We start from the raw sequence: 16562 nt of genomic DNA, 5'->3' as shown, positions 1-16562 counted from the left end.
CCTATCCTCAGTAGACGAAGCTCAGTTTGGCGTGCGGATCAGAAGCGTCAATCACGTCGGTGTTGATTACCTTATGTGTATTGATGCCCTCAACCGCATAGCGCTTGACCAAGATGAACCACACAACACCCAAGGCTGCGTAGAGCAAGGTGAAGATGACCATGGAGAGCAGAACTTCGATTGGGAGCACGTTTTGTGACACGCCAAAGTCGGTGAGCTGGCGAATCATCTGCGACGGCGCCGTGTTCGGCTGAGCTTCAAAGTTCGGGTACACTACCCAAGGCTGACGACCCATTTCTGTGAGGATCCAACCAAATGTTGAAGCCAAGAATGGGAATGGCATCGTCCACACAAAGAGCTTGGCTAAACCAGCAGAGGTGGTGAGCTTATCCTTGCGGGTGATCCACAATCCGAGGATCGACAACACTGCCGAGGCGAAGCCTAGAGCCATCATGATGCGGAAAGAATAGAATGCCACGAATGGGTTCGGCATATAGTTCTGATCAGCGGAGTAAGTGCCATCACTCGCAAAGAACTTCTGGTACTTCTCGTTAATTTCTTTTGCACCAATCAACTTGGACTCTGGTCCAGAGAAGTGATTGGTAACCATGAAGGATTCAAGACCAGGGATTGGCACTTCAATCACTGAACCTTCTTTAAGCTCGGTGCTCGTCATGAGAAGTCCGAGCTTCGCAGATTCAGTTGATTCAGAAATTCCCATGGCAGCGATCATCTTCGTAGGTTGCACTTGATAGATGTGCTGACCCATGAAGTGACCAGTTGAAATTACTAAGATGCTGGCAATAAGCATGGTGACAAAACCAAAGCGGGCTGCCGGCTTCCAGTACTCATTAGCCTCGGCAACATTTCCAGCCTTAGCAGTGCGAACGAGCCACCACATGGACACGCCTGCGATGAGCGAGCCCGCAACGAGAAGCGATGCCGTAATCGTGTGTGCAAAAGCGTAGAGCGAAGTTGTTGAGAAAATAACTTCGATGAAGCCCTTAGCGCCGTTGAGTTCTGCACGGCCAGTTTCTGGGTTGAACACAGCGCCAACTGGATTTTGCATAAACGAGTTAGCTGCCAAAATGAACATAGCCGAGAGGTTAGTTCCAATGGCGAAGAGCCAGATGGACAGGGTGTGTGCCTTTGGACTAATGCGACCACGGCCGAAAATCCAAACACCTAGGAAGGTTGATTCGAGGAAGAATGCCAGGAGAGCCTCAAAAGCTAGTGGGGCACCAAAGATGTCTCCCACATAGCGCGAGTACTCTGACCAGTTCATTCCAAACTGGAATTCTTGGACGATACCGGTAGCAACACCGAGTGCAAAGTTGATGAGCAGAATCTTTCCAAAGAACTCGGAGAGCTTGAGCCACTTAGTGTCTCCGCTCTTGAGCCATTTGGTCTGCATGATAGCGACGAGTGGGGAAAGTCCGATAGTCAACGGAACCAAAATAAAGTGATATACCGTTGTGATACCGAACTGCCACCGTGCGAGGTCGAGGGCTTCCACCTTGTTAACCTTTCGTGCGACCTAAACTGACAGACGATTTGTAACTGTTCATACTCTTTGGAGAACGCACATTCTGAACAGAACCGAAGTTCACCAACGAATATTTACAGTTACAACGAGTAGCATGCACCGAATCGGTCAACCACAGTTCCGCTCGTGCCGACCAAGGCTTTGGGCGTTGCACAATGCTTCCGTGATGAACCTAATAAGGTCTAGCTAACCTTTCTTTAATCATGGCCTAAAGTCATGGTGTATTTCTACTTTTTGTTGCCGTTTCTCTAGGCCTTACGCCTTATTATTCCAATAAACCCACACTTAGTGGCGGATTTTAACGAACAACGTGTCGCGAAGTTATTTCGTAAGGAATAAATGCCGTATATGTAAACGGTAAGTTTTTCTTAACGATCTGCGGTCTACGGTCATACGGTGCACCATTTGTTGGTACCTATTCCACCTTATTCAAATATCCGTGTAGAATATATGTAGAACGAATCATGCATCGATTCGTCAAGCCCTTAGTAACCTGTGCGCCGCATGTGCGTTGCTGCCGGACTAAGGTCGATCATAGATTTCCGCAACTTGCGGGTTGCGGCCTACATAATTGCAACGCGTTGATGAAGATGCACATCTTGCGTTTGCGATAGGAGAGTGTTCATGGCTGAGGAAAACGAAGCTCGCGAACCAGAAAACAATGCTTTAACTGAGAAGAGTTCGGCTCAAAAGAAGACCACAACGCGTAGTCGCTCTACGCGTACGACGACGCGCACTGCGTCGAAAAAAGCTAGCGCGAGCACTGCAAGCGGGGCAAAGCCGAATAAACCTACCCCCGAGCAAGCATCTGAGTCCGTTGCCGCATCTCTGGCGGAACTTGCCTACGCAAAAAGTCATGGAACCGATGTGACTGAGGTTGAGCATACTGATCTGGGTATTGTTTTGCCAGCTCAAAAGCGTAAAAATGTTGCGAAGAAAACAGCGGTGAAGAAAACCGCTGCGAAAGATGAGACTCCCTCAAGCTCAGACGCAGAAGAATCTGGTGCTACTAAGACTCGCACGCGGACTGCTAAGAAAGCTGCAGCGCCGCTCGTCGTCACTTTCTCTTCAGGAGAAGAAGTAGAGCTACCTGCGCGCGTAGAACCGGTTGCTCCAATGACGACTCTCTTGTTCCAAGAACCGGACGTTACGCGAGCTGTGCAAGCGCGTCGCACCCGTCGTCAAAAGACTGAAGACCGAGATGAAACTATCTCGAACGAACAAAACCAAACGAACACTGAAAAAACCGAGCCAACAGCGCCTGAAAATGGGCGTAAGTCACGGCGTGGCACTCGTGGTGGACGTTCCGCCGATGAAGCGAATGCTAAGGCTACAACAACGGAAGAATCGGCGGTAGAAGCGACTGAAGAGCCAACGAAACGCACTCGGCAGCGTAAGCGTGCAACTACTGCTGAGCGTTCGGGAGGCGCTGAGAAGGCAAAGAACGAAGCGACGTCGAGCACGGATGACGTTCCGAGTGAAACATCAGCGAACGCGAGCGAAAGTACGTCTACGGTACGACGCCGGCGTCGTCGTTCGTCTGCAGAAACCTCAGATGAAGTGACTGCACCACGCGGTTCAACGCGACTCGAAGCGAAGCGTCAGCGCCGCAAGGAAGGCCGCGAGGCAGGGCGTCGTCGTCAGTCGATTTCTGAGTCAGAGTTCCTAGCTCGGCGCGAATCTGTAAATCGTGAAATGCTCGTGCGCGAGCAAAACGGACTCAACCAAATTGCTGTGATTGAAGATGGTGTTTTGGTCGAGCATTACGTGGCGCGTCATACCCAAAGCTCGATGGTCGGCAATGTGTACCTCGGTAGAGTGCAGAACGTGTTGCCGTCGATGGAAGCTGCCTTTGTGGATATTGGCAAAGGCAGAAACGCTGTTCTTTATGCTGGCGAAGTCAATTGGGAAGCCGCTGGTATGGACGGCAAGCCTCGCAAGATTGAGGATGCGCTCAAATCTGGCGACACCGTATTGGTACAGGTAACGAAGGATCCAATCGGGCATAAAGGCGCGCGTCTTACTGCCCAAATCACCTTAGCGGGACGTCATCTTGTGCTGGTACCTTGTGGCGCAATGACGGGTATTTCGCGCAAGCTTCCTGAAAAAGAGCGTATGCGCTTGAAGAAGATCCTCAAGGAAGTTGTGCCACCTGAGCATGGCGTGATCGTGCGTACCGCTGCGGAGGGCGCGAGCGACGAACAATTGCGCAACGATGTGGATCGATTGAGTAAGACTTGGGAAGACATCCAGGCCAAGGCTAAGAACACCAAAAATGCTCCTTCACTACTTAAGGGTGAACCTGAGCTCGCAGTACGCGTTATCCGCGATGTCTTCAATGAAGACTTCAACGCTCTGAAGGTTGAAGGCGATAACGCCTGGAACACTATTCACGAGTATGTATGTGAACTCTCGCCCGAACTCGAAGATCGACTCGTGCATTGGGAGGACAAGCAGGATATCTTCTCGGTGTATCGCGTTGATGAGCAACTTGCGAAGGCATTTGATCGCAAGGTATTCCTGCCGTCAGGTGGATCGCTTGTGATTGATCGTACCGAAGCAATGACCGTTATTGACGTCAATACCGGTAAGTTCACTGGTTCCGGTGGAACGCTGGAAGAAACTGTGACTCGAAATAACCTTGAAGCTGCCGAGGAAATCGTGCGCCAGCTACGCTTGCGCGATATTGGTGGAATCATCGTGATCGATTTCATCGATATGGTGCTCGAAGTGAATCGTGACCTTGTGTTACGCCGTCTGATCGAGTGCCTGGGACGCGATCGTACCCGCCATCAGGTAGCCGAAGTTACCTCACTTGGGCTTGTGCAGATGACTCGTAAACGAGTCGGGCAAGGGCTTGTGGAGGCGTTCTCTACCACCTGCCAGGTTTGCGAAGGGCGTGGGTATATCACACATGATAACCCGGTTGAAAAGGGCGAGAACCCAGATATCGAGCCAGAGCCACGCAAGACGACACACAAGAAGTCAAAGGTTGAGCCGAGCCCTGATCCTAAGCAGGCAGAAGTAAAAGCCGCTTTGGCTAATATTGCTGCCGCTGCGCACAAGCACGACGACGATCGGTCTGGCACGAAAGAAGGCACAGATAGCGTTGGGGGCGAGTCGGTATCGGACGCTGCCGCGAACGTAAAACAAGCAGGAAAGGCGCGTAAACAACGCGACACCAAGTCTAAGGAGCGCACGCGTAAGTCGAGCAGTTCCTCGCGTGAGATGGACTCGGTGGCTTCTGATATGCAAAGTGGGGCAGCGGCGTCAAGCGGTAAGAGCATGACGGCAGCTAATTCCGCTGGTGACTCGGTCACTAAACCAACTACTCGCACGCGCAGAAGGGTGACGTCGTCGGGGACCATTACGCCCAGCACGTCGCCAACATCAGCAATAATGAGCTTCCCAGTTTCCAAAAAAGACTAATTTTGATTAAACTGGGCTAGTTAAAACATTGGCTTGGTAACTTTGCCAGGAGTGCAAGTTTGATAATGTGGCGATTATCGCCCTTTCTGAGCTTGTTCTCTATGGTGAAGCTAAGTAAGCTGGTGTGTCGGCGCGTTGTTTCGTGCCGATAAATTTTCAAGTGCATTCCACTAGTGAATGCAGCCGTATCGACAGAGATGAGCAGAACGTGGTTTACGCGATTGTGAAGGCAGGCGGCCGCCAGGAGAAGGTGTCCGTCGGATCTATCGTCGTTGTGGACAAGATGGCAGGCGAAGCTGGCGACAAGGTCGAGCTAGAGCCGATCATGCTCGTCGACGGTGACAAGGTCACCACTGCCGCCGATGGTATTTCCGCTAAGGTTACCGCTGAGATTGTTCGCGATGAGAAGGGTCCAAAGATCACCATCATCAAGTACAAGAACAAGACTGGTTACCGCAAGCGCCAGGGTCATCGCCAGAAGCTGACCCGTCTTAAGATCACCGGCATTAAGTGATCTGGATCTTTCGGGATCATCCGTTCAACGAGCTTAAAGTAAGAGAGCAGGTCAGGAAACATGGCACATAAGAAGGGCGCCAGCTCCTCGAATAACGGTCGCGACTCTAATGCCCAGCGACTCGGTGTGAAGCGTTTTGGCGGTCAATTCGTCAACGCTGGTGAGATCATTGTGCGTCAGCGCGGTACCCACTTCCACCCGGGTGCCAATGTTGGCCGCGGCAAGGACGACACCCTTTTCGCGCTCGCCGAGGGAACCGTGGAATTCGGTGTTCGCCGCGATCGCAAGGTTGTTAATATCGTTTTGGCAGATGCCTGAGCGACTGAATTGACCTGAGAGGTCGATCAAAACTCTAGGGGTGGAGGGCAGTGCTCTCCGCCCCTTGTTTTTATATTTAAGGATTGAAGAATGGCAAGCTTTGTAGACAGAGTAACGCTCCACCTCGAAGCAGGAAAAGGCGGCAATGGTTGCGCTTCGGTGCACCGAGAAAAATTCAAGCCGCTTGGTGGCCCCGACGGCGCTAATGGCGGGCACGGAGGGGATATTATCCTGCGCGTTGACGGGCAAGAAACAACGCTTCTCCATCTTCATCACAGCCCACATTTGAAGGCTGAAAACGGCGCTCCTGGTGCAGGCGATATGCGCCATGGCAAACGCGGTGAAAATCTTTATGTGAGTGTTCCCGATGGAACCGTAGTCAAAGACCGCGACGGTAATATCTTGGCCGATCTAGTGGGCATTGGTGCAGAGTATATCGTTGCTGAGGGTGGGCAAGGAGGCTTAGGTAATGCCGCACTTGCCTCGCCAAAGCGCAAAGCTCCAGGATTTGCCCTGCTTGGAGAAGAAGGCGATATTCTCGACGTCGTACTCGAACTGAAATCGGTAGCCGACGTGGCACTGGTTGGCTTCCCATCGGCGGGAAAGTCCTCGCTGATTGCGGCAATGAGCTCTGCTCGCCCTAAGATCGCCGATTATCCTTTCACTACGCTCGTTCCGAATCTTGGTGTTGTTGAAGCAGGCGATTTACGCTTCACCATCGCTGACGTACCGGGATTGATTCCTGGAGCTTCGGAGGGCAAAGGTTTAGGCCTCGAATTTTTGCGCCATATTGAGCGTTGTGCAACGATTGTGCATGTTCTCGATTGTGCCACGCTAGAGCCAGGCCGTGATCCGATCTCTGATCTGGATACGATCGAAGCTGAACTCGCGGCATATTCGAAGCAGATTCCACCGATTGAGGGTCGAATCCCGCTCATGGAGCGTCCGCGAGTCATTGTGCTGAACAAGGTAGATGTGCCGGAGGCACGTGAGCTCGCTGATTTCGTGAAAGATGAGCTCAAGGCACGCAAGCTTCCTGTGTTCGAGATTTCGGCGGTATCACGTGAAGGCCTGCGCGAACTTGGTTTCGGTTTAGCAACGATTATTAATGCAGTGCGACAACGTGAAAACGAAGTTATGCAGCATAATGAGCGACCGATTATTCGCCCTACTTCTGGCAAAGAAGCTGCTGGTTTCACCATCACAAAGCGTCATAAGGACGGCCAAGACTTCTATCAAATTCGCGGCGTGAAACCTGAGCGTTGGGTGCGCCAGACCGATTTTTCAAACGACGAAGCGGTGGGATACCTCGCTGATCGCCTCAACACGCTTGGGATTGAGAAACAATTGATGGCTGCGGGTGCGCGAGCAGGCGATATGGTGGTCATCGGTTCAGAGACGGACGGTATGATCTTCGATTGGGAGCCAATGATGTCCGCTGGTGCTGAATTGCTCGGCCCGCGTGGTACGGATCTGCGTCTCGCTGAGAACCAGCGCGCCACTCGAAAAGAGCGCAAGGCTGCATATCACGAGATGATGGATGCGAAAGAAGCTGCCCGCCAAGAGCTTTGGATGGAGCGTGAAGCTGGGCACTGGACGGATCCAAATTCCGACGACGAATAACACGTGCCATTAGTTCGATTGCCTTAGATTTCTTAGGCGAGGGCCTTCAAATTTTCCCAGGAGAGAACCTTCAAAAGATCGGCGATGGGCGTATCAACGATCTACTAACTGCACATATGAGATAGGAATAGGCAATGAAACCGCTACTATCTAATCGGAAACTGCTGGGTGCAGCGTCCCGGATTGTGATTAAGGTTGGTTCTTCGTCTTTGACGGCGCGCGATGGTTCGCTTGACGAGACTCGGCTCGCGGAGTTGGTTGACGTCGTCGCTTTGGCTCGAAAGCGAGGTCAAGATGTGCTTTTGGTGTCTTCGGGAGCGGTGGCAGCGGGCATCAAGCCTTTGGGTTTCAATTCGCGGCCGAAGAACGTGCGTGACCAGCAGGCGGCGGCGATGGTGGGGCAGTCGCGGCTTATGCACGCTTATGCAACGAAGTTTGCAAGTTATGGGATCACCATTGGGCAGGTACTTTTAACTCCGGACGACGTGATCGACCGGCGTCATTATGCGAATGCGCAAGGCTCCTTGCGGCGACTCTTGCACCACGGCGTCGTGCCGATTGTCAACGAAAATGACGCGGTGGTCTCCGATGATCTGCGTTTTGGCGACAATGATCGACTTGCAGCATTAGTGGCGCATTTGGTTGATGCTACTGCGTTAGTGCTGTGTACGGATGTGGACGGCCTATTTTCGGGGCCGCCAAATCTTCCCAGCTCAGTGCTTATCAGCGAAGTGAGCGATCTTGCTCAGCTTGAGAATTTGCGAATCACTGGTAAGGGCTCAGATGTAGGGACTGGTGGAATGCGCACGAAAGTCGCTGCGGCAGATATCGCCACTGCTGGCGGCATCGGTACTCTGTTGGTTTCCACTGATTCCTTGCGTTCAGCTTTGGAAGGCGAGCAAGTAGGAACGTGGTTTGTGCCGCGTGGACGACGCACCAGCGCGCGGTCATTGTGGATGAAGTATTCGGCGCGTATCAGTGGAACTTTGATTGTAGACGACGGCGCTGCGCACGCTTTGCGTAGTGGGGGCGCGTCATTATTGGCAGTGGGAATCCAAGCGGTACGAGGTTCATTTGCGGCTGGCGACATGGTGGAAGTCTGTGAAAGCACAGGTGAGCGTGTTGCAGTGGGGATGGTGGCCTTCTCCGATGGGGAAGTTGAAGAGTTTGCCGGCTTAGTTCAAGGAATGTCTTCTGTGCGTGCGCCAAGGCCTGTAATTCATGTGGACGATCTCGTTTGCTAGAATTACATTAAACTCGGGGATATTTCTAGTGTAAATGGGGAGAAAGGATCGAGATGACTTTAGAGCTTCCTGTTACCGCTGATCATTTTATTGAAGAATCTATGTCACCTATAGACGGTGAACTTTCGGTCGAAAAGCGTGTGGTGACTGCTTGGATCGGAATTGATTTGTCGATGCTGGGTGCGATGCCGAGCGAGATTCTCGATGAGTATGGGCATGACGTGGCTGTTGATCACGTTAATTTTCCACGCCTTGCTTCTTCAGTAAAAGCTGCGCTTGAAGGCGGCCTAGATTTTATTACTCTTGATCGTTCATTCCATACGTCCTCGGATCAGCAACACGATCGTGCATTAGATGGTGTGAAAGCTGCTGCGAAGTTGATGAGTGTGGTCTCTGGTGGCGTTTCTGTGGAAGTTCCGCCGTTGTTGAAATTTGTGGAAGCTGGCACCCAGGCACTGGCAGGGGAGTACGAGCGCTGTTGTGCGCTAGAACTGCTCGTTAACGCTAACTCTGATTTCACAGAACTGGCTAAGATGACGAAGAGTGCTAGTGAAGCTGGTGTAAAAGTTGTGGCAATTACGGACGACCCAGCTTTTGCGCTAGGCCATGCCAAGGAGATTGTGGCTTTTGCTGATATTGTACGAATCAAGACTACCGAGCCGTTAGCTGCGCAAAAGTTGCGTGCTCAACTGCATGAGCAGGCTGCAAAGAAGCAACGCGAAGTTTTGGTATTTGTTGATCTAGGGATTGTAATTTCGGCGTCTCGGCAGGCTGCACAAGAACGCGCTGTATTAATTGCAGATATCAACCACAAACCCCTCTTTGATGGGATTTCATCGGTGACTGGCACTGTTTACGATGTCGCTGATGCAATCGAATCATGGGTTGTGACTGGTGCTGCAGACGGCATAGTGTTTGTACCTGCGTCTTTGCCGACCGATTTGGCCTCGGTTTTGCGCGGTGTACTTCCGCTGATGAAGGAACGTACCAAGATGGAAGATGAACTTCCAAAACTGAGTAATTTCCACACCTTTGACGAACAATAGTGGCGCGCAATCTACTAGCAAGAGTACTGCTCACCGCTTTATATAGCGGCAAGTTTTTGTGGTTTTAAGTATCTGGCAGTTGTTAATTGTACTGGTGGGCGGTAATGCATCATGCATTACCGCCCACCGATCTCATACCATCCACAAACAAGTACTATTGCCAGATGAGGTGTCTATTGTTTGAAAGACTCACTCATTTACCTGATGCGTTACATTATTAGTGCGGTAGCGCAGACCCCAAACAAGGAGTGAACCGATGAGCACTGCACCAATAATGAACCAAAGACCAGCGAGCTTGTTACCTGTTGATTGTTCGAGGTAGCCCATCACAGTTGGCCCGAGGAAGCCGCCAGCTAATCCACACATATTCATGAATGCCACGGCCGCTGCTGCAGTCGCGCCGGAGAAGCGCTGCTGTGGGAATGTGAAGAGGATTGACTGAATAACGAAGAGCTGAGAGGCTGCAATGAAGAAGCCGATCACTGCGATCCAGATATTTGTTGACGTGAGCGCGGCAATCGTGAGGCCAACAGCCACAGTGACGAATCCGGCTGATGCCATCATCTTTGACTTCTTGAGGCCGACGGCGTAGCGCGGCAAGAACCAAGAGCCGAGCGCTGCTGCGATCCAAGGGATTGCCGTGATGAAACCGACCGTAAGTGTGCTCATATGCGAGTCATAGGACTTAATCATGGTCGGCAAGAAATAGGACAACGAATATACGGCGATTTGGTGAGTGAAATATGCGAGCACTACGAGCCAGATAATCGGGTCGGACACAACTGGACCAAGCGAACGAAGATCGTTGTGCTGGGACTTTTCTCCGACGTCTTCGGAAGCAATAATGCGCTCAATGAAGGACTTATCATCATCGCTGAGCCATTTTGCTTCGCGAGGAGAATTGGGCAGAAGTTTCCAAACGAGGAAAGCCAAGAGCACGGCTGGTGCGCCTTCGATAATAAACATCCATTGCCATCCATGCAATCCACCGATGCCATCCATCTGGAGTAACATGCCAGCGATAGGTGCGCCGACGATATTTGCGATCGATACTCCTAGTAAGAAGATTCCGATTGCTCGGGGGCGGAATTTCTGTGGGAACCAGTAGGAAATGTAGAGGATAATACCTGGATAAAGGCCAGCTTCAGCTGCACCAAGGAGTATGCGCAAGACGTAGAATGATGTATCGTTCCAGACGAGTGCCATCGCCATAGAAATGATTCCCCATGTGATCATAATGCGCGTGATCCAGAACCGAGCGCCTACTTTGTGCATAATCAGGTTCGATGGGATTTCTAGCACTGCGTAGCAGAGGAAGAAGAGGCCTGCACCGAGGCCGTATGCGCCGGCGGAGAGCCCGATATCTGCACCGAGTGCCTCTTTCGCCATACCAATATTGGTGCGGTCAATGAAGCTAATGATGTACACGATGACGAGCAGCGGCATCAGCTTTCCAAAGTTGGTTTTCGTGAGCTTTTCGATGCGGCTAGAGTCGCCACTTCGAAGCTCCTGCGTTGCAGGTGTCGAATGAGACATGGTGATCTCCTTGTGTAGAGAGTTAGCAGTGGAGCGATCATGGATTCGCTACTGCTGAACGTTGATGGTGTATTTTTGTTCAGTTCGTCTGCCACAAAAACGTGATGACTCATCATTGAGTATTGGAGCTTCACGTTTAAGTTGTGACCAGACTCTCAACAAGCGTGCGATTAAGCAATGTTAAGTAACTGAAATTTCAATGAACTAATCTGTGTTCAGTACATCCTCATCGTCGCTCGTTGCTCTGAACTGGGAGATCGTGAGACTAGGTGTTGTTAAGGGGAAAACTTAACGGCGGGGTTCAACAACCCAGTCAGTTGTTGAACCCCGCCGTATTGAGTCAGGATTGGAGGGCTTAGCTTTCAGCCTGCTCGCTTTGAGCGATTTGCTTGCGAACTTCGTCCATATCCAATTTTTGCGCCTGCTCGATTAAGTCGTCGAGCGCGTTCTTATCCAATGCGCCTGCGCCTTCATAGATGCGAATGCCATCACGGAAAACCATGAGCGTAGGAATCGACATAATGTTGAACGCCTGCGCAAGTTCCGCTTGTGCTTCAGTGTCGACCTTGCCAAACTTGACATCCGCGTGACGCTCTGATGCATCTTCGAAAATAGGTCCGAATTGTCGGCAAGGACCGCACCATGCTGCCCAGAAGTCGAGAAGTACAGTGCCTTCCTCAACGGTTTGTGCAAAGTTCTCGCTTGTAACTTCGAGCGTTGCCATATATTCCTCTCGTAGGCGTAATGTATCGAAAGCGTACTTGTGTAGCCTTCGTTACTTTTATCATGAGTTATAACGCATAGATAATTCATCTATTCCATTAAAATTGAGCTATGGAAGAAACTACCTCTCACGCATACCAAGTAGAACAGCAGGTTGGTGACGTTGCGAGTCGTGCCAAATCTGCCTCAATTATGCTTCGGTCAATGACTACAGAGGAAAAGAATGCCCTGCTCGCTCATATTGCAGATCAGCTTGTGGCAGATGCAGAGCATATTGAATCAGCGAATGCCCGTGATATGGCAATGGGACGTGAAAACGCGATGAGCGAGGGGTTGCTGGATCGGCTCTATCTCGACAAAAATCGCATTGAATCCATTGCACGCTCGGTTCGTGACGTTATTGATCTTCCAGATCCGGTTGGAGAAGTCGTCAGTGAATCTATCTTGCCAAACGGACTCCACCTGACGTGCAAACGTGTGCCGATCGGCGTCATCGGAATGATTTACGAAGCGCGTCCCAACGTGACGGTGGATGCGGCTGTGCTTGCGATCAAATCCGGAAACGCCGTCGTCCTACGCGGGGGCAGTGCGGCTCTGCACACAAATGCGGCACTCGTTACCTCAATGAAAACTGCGCTTCGAAACGCCGGCGCCGATCCGGACATCGTCAATACTGTCGATGAATTTGGACGCGAGGGCTCGGTAGCTTTGATGCGTGCACGTGGTCTTGTTGATCTCGTGATTCCGCGCGGTGGAGCTGGACTTATCAAGACTGTTATCGAGACGGCTACTGTACCAGTGATCGAAACTGGCGTAGGAAATTGCCACGTTTATGTGGACAAATCCGCCGATCTCGACAAAGCTCTCGCAATTGTTCAAAATTCCAAGTTGAATCGTGTGGGTGTATGTAACGCCGCCGAGAAATTGCTGGTGCATACCGATGTAGCTCAGGCATTTTTGCCACGTATCTTCGACGTGTTTGCCAAGAATTACGTGACGGTGCATGCCGACGTCGAAGCCGCACGTTTGGCTCCGAAGTCACTCAAGCTCATTCCAGCTCGTGTGCGAGATTGGGAAACAGAATATCTTGCCAAAGAAATTGCAGTGCGAATCGTAGGGAATGTGGACGAAGCGATTGAGCATATTCGCACGTATTCTACGGGGCACACCGAAGCGATTATTGCACAGGATCAAGAGACGATTGATCTCTTCGTTAGCGGAATGGATTCAGCGGCGGTGATGATTAACGCCTCCACTCGTTTTACCGACGGCGGGCAGTTTGGTTTCGGGGCGGAAATTGGTATTTCCACGCAGAAACTGCATGTGCGTGGACCGATGGGGCTACCGGCTCTCACCAGTACAACATGGATCGTCAAGGGGGATGGGCATGTCCGAGATTAGCGAAGGAATGGACACTCCGCGGCGTCGGATCGGAATTATGGGTGGTACCTTCGATCCCATCCACCATGGGCATTTAGTTGCTGCTTCTGAGGTACAACACAGCTTTAACCTCGATGAGGTGGTGTTTGTGCCCACCGGAACTCAACCGTTCAAAAAAGATCGGCGGGTGACTGCTGCAGAACATCGGTATCTCATGACTGTTATTGCGACGGCGAATAATCCACGTTTTTCGGTGTCGAGAGTTGATATTGATCGTGAGGGAACCACCTATACCATTGACACGCTGCGTGACCTAAAGAAATCCTATCCGGATGCAGATCTGTTTTTTATTACCGGTGCTGACGTCTTGCCGCAGATCCTGCAGTGGAAAGATCAAGATGAACTGTGGGATCTTGCCCATTTCGTCGGTGTTAATCGTCCTGGACATGAGCTTGACACGTCTGGGTTGCCGCAAAATGGAATCACTTTACTCGAAGTTCCGGCGATGGCAATTTCCTCAACTGACATCCGAAATCGGGCAAAATCGGGCAATCCGGTGTGGTATTTGGTGCCAGATGGGGTAGTTCAGCACATAAACAAGTATCATTTATATAAAGAGGATCAAGCTACCACGACAAGTTTGGTTCGCGAACAAGATTCGGTTGAGGATTTCAGCCATGCTCGTTATGAGGGAACTGGGAAGGAACTGGTATGAGTGAGACTCCACGCTTGAGTCGAAAAGAGTTGCGTGAGCTGGGTAAACTTACCACGCGTGAAAGCGACTCGCCCTCGTTGAGCGAAACCGCTGAACTGCGTTTACGGCGTCCCTCGCGTAAGGAGCTTCGCGAAGCTGAGCGGAGCAATGCCACTGCCGAAAAGGTGATCCTCGAAGAATTTACTGCACACAAGGCAGCTGTTGAAAATGCGAAACGTAGCGATGATTTGGCAGTAGAGTCACCAAGCTCACATGCCATGGAAGCGGTAGCTCATGAAGATGTGAAGGCTACCCAAGAACCTACTCCGTCGCCAATCGAACGTGTGTCGATAAAGCGTGCCCGTGGCGCCCATTCAGCACCGAGCGCGGTGAGCGCAACAAGCGCGATCAGTGCCGAGTCGGCAGCTCAGGTGTCAAACTCTGTTGCCGATGAACGCCCGAAGCAGGTATCGACCTCTGATCAGCCGATTCGTACTTCGGTATTCAATCGTTTCGACAACGATGAAGAGCCTAAGCAGCCTCGTTCCTTGCGTGAGCGTCTGCTTGAGCGCACTCGTCGTGACAGCGAAATCCTTCCCAGCACCGAAGCTCGGATTGATGAGCCTGCTACACCAGCTGCATTCGCTGATGGACACGATCATGAGAGCGCAAAAAATGTTGTTGTAGCGGAGGATACGAAGCCGCCTGCTGCTGAGGAGAGCCTGAGCTCAGGTAACAAATCGCTTCTCGCTTGGGGGAGCGTTTCCGAGGATGACGTTCAGCCCGCAGAATCGAAGCTTGCAGTTGCTGAGGAAAATGTTGCGAAAGATGAATCGGTAGCAGTGGATGAGGCTGGTGCGATTGAATCCGACATTGCAACACCGGAAAGCGATGCTGTTGTAGAGCCAGAGCAATCCCAAAAAGCAGTCGTCACTGACGCGGTTGAAGAAGAATCTTTGGTATATGAGGAGAGCGGAAAGCGCAACTGGATTGGCTTAATCCTTCTCATCGCCATCGGTGCACTTGTGGGATACCTCGTTGGCTCGTGGGTATCGGCATCATGGCTCTCCTTGGGTGCAGATTTGCACGTGATCGCCGTCGGCACCACCGTATTCCAACTTTAAGTAGACCTTAAACCTAATCCTGCTACGAAAGGCAATTGTGAGCGCTTCTGCTACTTCTATTGAAATGACCATTGTGGCTGCACGTGCGGCTGCAGAATTGAAGGCAACGTCGATTACCGCTATTGATGTATCGGAGCGGCTTGTTCTCACGGACGCATTTTTGGTGGTTTCGGGTTCTTCTGAGCGCCAGGTACGAGCGATCGTCGACGCCGTTGAGGAAGCTGTCGAGAAGGAAGGTCACGATCGCTTGCGCCGAGAAGGTCTCGACGGTGAGGCACATTGGGTGCTACTCGATTTTGGTGATCTCATGGTGCATGTGCAGCAGGACGAGGATCGCGAATTTTACGCTCTTGAGAAGCTGTGGGGCGACTGCCCAGAAATTGAATTGCCTGCCGATATTGTTGCTGATCCTGAGTACCAAGAGTCGTCAATGTCGCAATATTTTGATTTTTCGGATTTGGGTACTGAGTAAGGAAAATTTGTGCCGGTACAGCAGATTGTATTTTGGCGTCATGGGCAAACCGATCTGAATCTTCAAGGTAGAATCCAAGGATCTTCGGATATTCCCTTGAATGAAAAAGGACGTTTACAGGCGCAGACGGTGGCTCCGGAGTTGGCGAAGCTAAATCCAGACAAGATTTACGTGTCTGATTTGGGACGCGCGCAAGAAACTGCACAGTTTCTTAGCGATCTGACGGGAATTAGGCCGCAGGTTAGTACGCAATTACGCGAGCGGTGCTACGGCGTATGGGAAGGCATGACTTCTGCGGAAATTCGCGATAAGTGGCCCCAGCAGTGGCAACAATGGCGTTCGGGCAATGAACCGCAGGACGTGGGAGTTGAAACCCGCGAACACTGTGGTATCCGCGTGAAAGAACTTGTTGAGGATGCCGTGCGTGAAGCTACCGACGGAGAAACTTTGGTATTTGTGGCTCACGGTGGTTCCATTGTGAATGGAATCATGGCTTTGCTTGGGATGAATCCAAGCGTGTGGGCAGGCATTCAAGGGCTTGATAATTGCCGGTGGGCAGTTTTGAAACCACGTGAAGGGGCAAATCCTCCGTGGCGATTGTGCTCGTATAACCTCAGTGAGATGTCCAGCGATGAATTGGAAAATGTCTGGCGCTAACGTGGCTGGTGACTGACGGCACGTGGCTACTTACGGTGGTTCGCTTGGTTGATGTTTGATTGGGCGGTGCTCACGTGCTGTGACTGTATGTCACGTGAGCTGATTCACCACGTATTGCGGAATCAGAAATTGGCAATTAGCGGCTTAGCTGAGTAGTATGGATCAAGTCCGCGGGGCATTGGCGCAGTTGGTAGCGCGCTTCCATGGCATGGAAGAGGTCAGGGGTTCGAATCCCCTATGCTCCACAATATGAAGG

At 51.4% G+C, this 16562-nt stretch carries 14 protein-coding genes and 1 tRNA gene; 12 read left to right on the top strand and 3 right to left on the bottom strand.

Features of this window, described 5'->3' with window-relative positions; all coding sequences use genetic code 11:
- Positions 1–7: 7 nt before the first annotated feature.
- Positions 8–1516 carry a cytochrome ubiquinol oxidase subunit I gene (locus tag EZJ44_RS04265; RefSeq protein WP_131280566.1) on the bottom strand — a complete coding sequence of 503 codons (1509 nt, stop codon included), beginning with the start codon at positions 1514–1516 and terminating at the stop codon, positions 8–10.
- Between the two features lie 654 nt (positions 1517–2170).
- On the opposite strand from EZJ44_RS04265, the gene EZJ44_RS04260 reads away from it, so the two are divergent.
- The 6 genes from EZJ44_RS04260 to EZJ44_RS04235 all read left to right on the top strand — a co-directional run bounded on the left by EZJ44_RS04260 (position 2171) and on the right by EZJ44_RS04235 (position 9720).
- Positions 2171–4975 carry an Rne/Rng family ribonuclease gene (locus tag EZJ44_RS04260; protein ID WP_131280564.1) on the top strand — a complete coding sequence of 935 codons (2805 nt, stop codon included), beginning with the start codon at positions 2171–2173 and terminating at the stop codon, positions 4973–4975.
- A gap of 208 nt (positions 4976–5183) precedes the next feature.
- A complete protein-coding gene (gene rplU, locus EZJ44_RS04255) occupies positions 5184–5489 on the top strand; it encodes a 50S ribosomal protein L21 (protein WP_131281045.1) in 306 nt (101 codons plus the stop codon).
- Positions 5490–5549: 60 nt separating this feature from the next.
- Positions 5550–5807 (top strand): 50S ribosomal protein L27, encoded by a 258-nt coding sequence (rpmA, locus tag EZJ44_RS04250; protein ID WP_131280562.1) that lies wholly within the window; start codon positions 5550–5552, stop codon positions 5805–5807.
- A gap of 90 nt (positions 5808–5897) precedes the next feature.
- Positions 5898–7430: a GTPase ObgE gene (obgE, locus tag EZJ44_RS04245; protein WP_131280560.1), complete on the top strand. Its 1533-nt coding sequence runs from the start codon at positions 5898–5900 to the stop codon at positions 7428–7430.
- A gap of 134 nt (positions 7431–7564) precedes the next feature.
- Positions 7565–8674 carry a glutamate 5-kinase gene (gene proB, locus EZJ44_RS04240; protein WP_131280557.1) on the top strand — a complete coding sequence of 370 codons (1110 nt, stop codon included), beginning with the start codon at positions 7565–7567 and terminating at the stop codon, positions 8672–8674.
- Positions 8675–8727: 53 nt separating this feature from the next.
- A complete protein-coding gene (locus EZJ44_RS04235) occupies positions 8728–9720 on the top strand; it encodes an LLM class oxidoreductase (RefSeq protein ID WP_131280555.1) in 993 nt (330 codons plus the stop codon).
- A 189-nt stretch (positions 9721–9909) separates the two neighbouring features.
- Here EZJ44_RS04235 and EZJ44_RS04230 read toward each other — a convergent pair whose 3' ends face one another.
- Together EZJ44_RS04230 and trxA are read right to left on the bottom strand one after the other, a co-directional pair.
- Complete coding sequence (locus tag EZJ44_RS04230) at positions 9910–11256, bottom strand: MFS transporter (RefSeq protein ID WP_131280552.1); 1347 nt, start codon at positions 11254–11256, stop codon at positions 9910–9912.
- A 355-nt stretch (positions 11257–11611) separates the two neighbouring features.
- The gene (gene trxA / locus EZJ44_RS04225; RefSeq protein WP_131280550.1) at positions 11612–11980 is read right to left on the bottom strand and encodes a thioredoxin; all 369 of its coding nucleotides are present in this window, start codon (positions 11978–11980) and stop codon (positions 11612–11614) included.
- Positions 11981–12090: 110 nt separating this feature from the next.
- Between trxA and EZJ44_RS04220 the strand changes: the two genes are divergently transcribed.
- The 6 genes from EZJ44_RS04220 to EZJ44_RS04195 all read left to right on the top strand — a co-directional run bounded on the left by EZJ44_RS04220 (position 12091) and on the right by EZJ44_RS04195 (position 16551).
- On the top strand, positions 12091–13380 hold the full coding sequence (locus EZJ44_RS04220; protein ID WP_131280548.1) for a glutamate-5-semialdehyde dehydrogenase: 1290 nt from the start codon (positions 12091–12093) through the stop codon (positions 13378–13380).
- Positions 13367–14074 (top strand): nicotinate-nucleotide adenylyltransferase, encoded by a 708-nt coding sequence (nadD, locus tag EZJ44_RS04215; protein WP_241658588.1) that lies wholly within the window; start codon positions 13367–13369, stop codon positions 14072–14074. Before EZJ44_RS04220 ends, nadD begins: the two co-directional genes overlap by 14 nt.
- Positions 14071–15177, top strand: coding sequence for a hypothetical protein (locus tag EZJ44_RS04210; protein ID WP_131280543.1), 1107 nt, complete (start codon positions 14071–14073; stop codon positions 15175–15177). The genes nadD and EZJ44_RS04210 overlap by 4 nt, the downstream gene beginning before the upstream one ends.
- A 37-nt stretch (positions 15178–15214) precedes the next feature.
- Positions 15215–15649, top strand: coding sequence for a ribosome silencing factor (rsfS, locus tag EZJ44_RS04205; RefSeq protein ID WP_131280541.1), 435 nt, complete (start codon positions 15215–15217; stop codon positions 15647–15649).
- 9 nt (positions 15650–15658) lie between these two features.
- Complete coding sequence (locus EZJ44_RS04200; RefSeq protein WP_131280538.1) at positions 15659–16306, top strand: histidine phosphatase family protein; 648 nt, start codon at positions 15659–15661, stop codon at positions 16304–16306.
- A gap of 172 nt (positions 16307–16478) precedes the next feature.
- Positions 16479–16551 (top strand) — tRNA-Ala (locus EZJ44_RS04195).
- The last annotated feature ends 11 nt before the right edge of the window (positions 16552–16562 follow it).

It is taken from the genome of Arcanobacterium bovis (assembly GCF_004331995.1).
Lineage (GTDB): Bacteria > Actinomycetota > Actinomycetes > Actinomycetales > Actinomycetaceae > Arcanobacterium_A > Arcanobacterium_A bovis.
This window is presented reverse-complemented; position numbering and strand designations above follow the sequence as displayed.

Coding starts and splice junctions, on each gene's coding strand:
- obgE (WP_131280560.1), top strand. CDS start 5,898: ATGGCAAGCTTTGTAGACAGAGTAACGCTCCACCTCGAAGCAGGAAAA.
- nadD (WP_241658588.1), top strand. CDS start 13,367: ATGTCCGAGATTAGCGAAGGAATGGACACTCCGCGGCGTCGGATCGGA.
- proB (WP_131280557.1), top strand. CDS start 7,565: ATGAAACCGCTACTATCTAATCGGAAACTGCTGGGTGCAGCGTCCCGG.
- trxA (WP_131280550.1), bottom strand. CDS start 11,980: ATGGCAACGCTCGAAGTTACAAGCGAGAACTTTGCACAAACCGTTGAG.
- EZJ44_RS04230 (WP_131280552.1), bottom strand. CDS start 11,256: ATGTCTCATTCGACACCTGCAACGCAGGAGCTTCGAAGTGGCGACTCT.
- EZJ44_RS04220 (WP_131280548.1), top strand. CDS start 12,091: ATGGAAGAAACTACCTCTCACGCATACCAAGTAGAACAGCAGGTTGGT.
- EZJ44_RS04235 (WP_131280555.1), top strand. CDS start 8,728: ATGACTTTAGAGCTTCCTGTTACCGCTGATCATTTTATTGAAGAATCT.
- EZJ44_RS04260 (WP_131280564.1), top strand. CDS start 2,171: ATGGCTGAGGAAAACGAAGCTCGCGAACCAGAAAACAATGCTTTAACT.
- EZJ44_RS04210 (WP_131280543.1), top strand. CDS start 14,071: ATGAGTGAGACTCCACGCTTGAGTCGAAAAGAGTTGCGTGAGCTGGGT.
- rpmA (WP_131280562.1), top strand. CDS start 5,550: ATGGCACATAAGAAGGGCGCCAGCTCCTCGAATAACGGTCGCGACTCT.